The organism is Halomonas sp. BM-2019 (assembly GCF_017584085.1).
Map to the genome: position 1 here is coordinate 2,562,333 of NZ_CP071922.1, position 4,996 is coordinate 2,567,328.

Annotated in this window: 3 protein-coding genes; 2 read left to right on the top strand and 1 reads right to left on the bottom strand. The window is 69.5% G+C overall.

The window, feature by feature from the left end; all coding sequences use genetic code 11:
* Window positions 1-1,008, top strand: a 1,008-nt coding sequence (gene thiI / locus J5F18_RS12805) for a thiazole biosynthesis protein (RefSeq protein WP_346298999.1), incomplete at its 5' end; no start/stop codon positions are given.
* Between the two features lie 226 nt (window positions 1,009-1,234).
* Entirely contained in the window at window positions 1,235-4,231 is a 2,997-nt protein-coding gene (locus J5F18_RS12810) for a transglycosylase domain-containing protein (protein ID WP_346299000.1), read from the top strand.
* Window positions 4,232-4,243: 12 nt separating this feature from the next.
* On the opposite strand, the gene J5F18_RS12815 is transcribed toward J5F18_RS12810, so the two are convergent.
* Window positions 4,244-4,996 (bottom strand): DUF3394 domain-containing protein (locus tag J5F18_RS12815; protein WP_346299001.1); only part of this gene is annotated, 753 nt, incomplete at its 5' end.

The following is a 4,996-nucleotide window of genomic DNA, read 5'->3' on the forward strand; positions in this document are numbered from 1 at the left end:
GTGATCGACACCCGCCTGCGCCTGATCCGCCGGCGCTGGACAGGGCTCGGCGGCTACCCGCTGGGCCTGCAGGGCCAGGCCATGGCGCTGATCTCGGGGGGCTATGACTCGCCGGTGGCCGCCTGGCGCATGATCCGGCGCGGCATCAAGACCCACTTCCTGTTCTTCAACCTGGGCGGCCCCGCCCATGAAGCCGGCGTGCGCCAGGTCACGCACCATCTCTGGCAGCGCTACAGCCTCTCCCATCGAGTGAATTTCATCTCGGTGCCCTTCGAGCCGGTGGTGGCCGAGATCCTCAGGACGGTGCCCGACGGCGTCATGGGCGTGGTGCTCAAGCGCATGATGGTGCGAGCCGCCTCGCGCATCGCCCGGCGCGCTCGAGTCCCGGCACTGGTCACCGGCGACGCCATCGCCCAGGTCTCGAGCCAGACCCTCACCAACCTGTCGCTGATCGACGAGGCAAGCGAGCTGCCGGTGCTGCGCCCGTTGCTCACCGAAGACAAGCAGGACATCATTGCCCAGGCGCGCCGGATCGATACCGCTCGTTTCGCCGAGACCATGCCGGAGTACTGCGGCGTCATCTCCCGGCGCCCCCATACCCGGGCGCGGCGTGACCAGGTGGCGGACGCCGAGGCCGCCTTCGACTTCTCGGTACTCGACTCCGCCATCGCGGCCGCCGAGGTCACCCGCTCGGATGCGCTGGCGAAGCCGCCGGCCGCCGAGCCCCACGAGATCCCCACGCTGGACTCCGCCGCCGCCCTGGCCGCGGCGACCGATACCAGCGTCATCGACATCCGCCCGCCCCAGGAGCGCGAGGCGGCCCCCCTCGCGGTGGCCGACCTCGCCATCCCCTTCTACGAGCTACAGGCACTCGCCGAGACGCTGCCCCGCGACCGGCGCTACCTGCTCTACTGTGACCGGGGGGTGATGAGCCGCCTGCAGGCCCTGCATCTCCACGACCGTGGGCTGACCTACTTCGGCGTCTATCGACAACCGTCCCAGCAATAGTCTTTCCTTGTCTTTCCCTGAGCCAAAACCGTTCTACGCTTATGAAAGTGGCCTTCATATTCGAAAGGTCAGGGGTGGAGGGAACGCATGGACAGGCAGGACCCCCTTTCGCGCAGCACGCGGGCCTTCGAGGAGGAGCCGCTGCTCGACCCTGGCTGGCCCAGACCACCCGGCGCAGGGCTGTTGGCCGCCCCCTTGCCCAGGGCTGCTGCTGATCGCCCTGCTGGTGGCCAGTGCCCTGGCCACCCTGCTGGTGGCCGAGGCGCGCACTTCCCGCTTCCAGTCCCAGGAGCTCTCGCGCTATGCCGCCTCCCTGACCTGGAGCCTGGCACCGGGGCGCAGCGAGCGGCTGCTGTTCCCCGCCCATGGCCCCTTCGACGAGCGACTCGGCTATACCCGGCTGCCGGAGTTCCAGGCCCGGCTGCTGGAGCGCGACTTCAGCGTGGAGCGACAGGCTCGCTTCTCCCCGGCGCTGATAGACTATGTCAGCCGCGGCTTCTTCCCCCCCTACGACGAGAAGACTCGGGCCGGCCTCACCCTGGAAGGCTGCACCGGCGACACCCTCTACAGCTACCGGCATCCAGGCCACTACTACCCCCACTTCGATGCCATTCCGCCGCTGGTGCTGGACATGCTGCTGTTCATCGAGAACCGCCAGTTGCTCGATGCCAGCGCCCCCAACGCCAATCCTGCCGTGGACTGGCCACGCTTCGCCCGCGCCGCCCTCTCCCAGGTCAACCGCGCCCTGGAGCTGCCCGGCCAGGCCGCCGGCGGCAGCACCCTGGCCACCCAGATCGAGAAGTACCGTCACTCCCCCGGCGGTCGCACGGATACGCCCATGGAGAAGCTGCGCCAGATGATCTCGGCAAGCGTCAGGGGCTATCGTCACGGGCCGGAGACCCTTACCGCCCGCCAGGACGTGGCGCTGGACTACCTCAATAGCGTGCCGCTGGCCGCCGCCCCTGGCCATGGCGAGGTCCACGGCCTGGCCGACGGCCTGTGGATCTGGTTCGGCGCCGACCTCGACGAGATCAATCGCCTGCTGGTTCCGGCCTTCAGCCAGGCGCCGGCCAGCGAGCAGCAGGGGCTGGCGGTGCGCCAGGTGCTGGCGCTGATGATCGCCCAGCGCCGTCCCTCCTGGTACCTCAACGGCGGGCGTGCCGCCCTGGAGCGCCTCACCGACAGCCACCTGAGGCTGCTGGCCGATGAGGGCGTGCTGCCGACGGCGCTACGCGATGCGGCGCTGACCCAACGCCTGAGCTTCCGGGACTTCGGCGAGGCGCCGGTGGCCCATCGGGTTCCCCGGGACAAGGGCATCCAGGTAGCACGCGGACGGCTGGCCGGCCTGCTCGGGGTGTCGCTGCATGACCTGGATCGCCTGGACCTGACCGCCCGCACCACCCTGCACAGCGACCTGCAGGGCGAGGTCACCGCCTACCTGCACCGGCTGGCCGACCCCGAGTTCGCGGGCGAGATCGGCCTCTTCGGCGAGCGCCTGCTCTCCCCCGAGAAGACCGGCGAGGTGCGCTACAGCTTCACCCTCTTCGAACGCAGCGAGGAGGGATTCCGGGTCCGGGTCCAGACCGACAACAGCGGCCAGCCCTTCGATATCAACGAGGGCAGCAAGCTGGAGCTCGGCTCCACCGCCAAGCTCAGGGTCCTGGCCACCTACCTGGAGGTGATCGCGGAACTGCACGACCGTCACGCCGGCGTGCCGACCCAGACGCTGCGGGATATCGAGGTGGATCGCCAGGATCACCTCAGCCGCTGGGTGATCGACCGCCTGATCGCCGAGCCCGACCTCTCCCGGCAGGCGCTGCTGGCCCAGGCCATGCAGCGCCGCTACTCGGCCAGCCCCCACGAGGCCTTCTTCACCGGTGGCGGTCGCCATACCTTCAGCAACTTCCGCCGTGAGGACAACGGCCGCAACCCCACCCTCGAGGAGGCGATGCGCGAGTCCCTCAACCTGCCCTTCGTGCGCCTGCTGCGCGACCTGGTCCACTACAGCATCCACCAGAGCGAGAACCGTCGTCAGCTCCTCGAGGATGACAGCGACCCGCGGCGGCTCGACTACCTGGCGAGCTTCGCCGACCGGGAGGGGCGGGTCTTCCTGCAGCGCTTCTGGCGCAAGTATCATCGGCTCGACAGCCAGGCGAGGCTGGAAGCCTTCCTGGGCGGGCTACGCCCGGACGCGCGGCGGCTGGCGGCGGTCTATCGCTACCTCTACCCGGAGGCGGACCCCATCGGCTTCACCGCCTTCATCGCCGAGCGCCTGGGCGGGCGTAGCGCCGGCTTTCAGCCCAGCGTCCTCTTCGAGCGCAGCGACCCCAGTGCCCTGACCCTATCCGACCAGGGCTATATCGCCGGCGTTCACCCCCTGGAGCTGTGGCTGGTGGGCTTCCTGCAGGACCAGCCGGAAGCCAGCTACGCCGACGCCGAAGCCGCCAGCCGCGAGGCGCGCCAGGAGGTCTACGGCTGGCTGCTGCGCACCCGCCACCGCAGCGCCCGGGACCTGCGCATCCGCACCATGCTCGAGGTCGAGGCCTTCCTGGACATTCACCAGCGCTGGGCGCGGCTCGGCTACCCCTTCGACCACCTGGTGCCATCGCTGGCCACCGCGGTGGGCAGTTCGGGCGACCGCCCCGCGGCCCTGGCCGAGCTGATGGGCATCATCCTCAACGACGGCGTTCGCCTGCCCACCCTGCGCATCGATGACCTGCACCTGGCAGAGGGCACCCCCTACGAGACCCGTTTCCTGCCAGACGAGGTCCGCGCCCGCCAGGTCATGGCGCCGGAAGTCGCCGAGACGCTGCGCCGCTCCCTCTCCCAGGTGGTGGAGGGGGGCACGGCACGCCGCCTGCAGGGCAGCTTCAGCCTGGAGGACGACGCCCCGCTGACCCTGGGCGGCAAGACCGGTACCGGCAACAACCGCTTCCAGACGGTGACCCGCTCGGGCCAGGTGGTCCACTCCGAGGCGCGCAACCGCACCGCCACCTTCGTCTTCTATCTGGGCGACGACCACTTCGGCACCCTCACCGCCTATGTCGCCGGCAGTGAATCCGACCGCTTCCGCTTTACCTCGGCGCTGCCGGTGCAGGTGCTCAAGGGGATGGAGCCAATCCTGCGCCCCTACCTGGCCCAGGGGGCGCGCACCCAGTGCCAGCCTCCCCGAGAGCACGACATGCTGATGGCCGACTCCAAGTCGGGCGGCGGCTCCTCCTGAACCCGCCGGGGGTCAGGCGGCATCGGCGCGGCGACGCTGGCGCAGCCACTGGGAGAGATAGACCAGCCCATAGAGGCTCAGCCCGAGCAGGTCGGTGAACCAGTTGGGCTGGATCAGCATGAAGGCCACCCCCAGCAGCACCAGGCGCTCGGCCAGCAGGGTCTTCAGGCGCACGAAGCCCTGCACCCCGGCGGCGAAGGCCATCATGCCCAGCAGGGCGCTGGCGAAGATATGCAGGATCTCGAGCCAGCCGCTCACGCCGATCTGCAGCAGCGAGACGTTGAAGATGAACATGAAAGGCAGGATGGCGGTGCGCATGTCATAGATGAAGCCCTGCACCCCGGTGCGGATGGGATCGCTCTTGGCGATGCCGGCGGCCGCGTAGGCGGCCAGGCCCACCGGCGGGGTGTCGTCGGCGAGGATGCCGAAGAAGAACACGAAGAGGTGGGCCGCCAGCAGCGGGATGCCGAAGCCGAACTCGTTGCCCAGGTGATAGATCACCGGCGCGGTGAGGGTCGCCATCACCACGTAATTGGCGGTGGTGGGCAGCCCGAGGCCGAGGATCAGGCTGGCCACGGCGGTGATCAGCAGCACGATGGCGAACTGGGTGGTGGTATCGAAGCCCGCCACGTCGCCGCCGAAGAACTCCACCACCGGCAGGGTCACCAGGCCAATGCCCGAGGCCATGGCGGCGCTGAGCATCTGGATGATCTCGGTGAGCCGCAGCCCCACCCCGGTCTGGCTCACCGCGCCGACGATGATGCC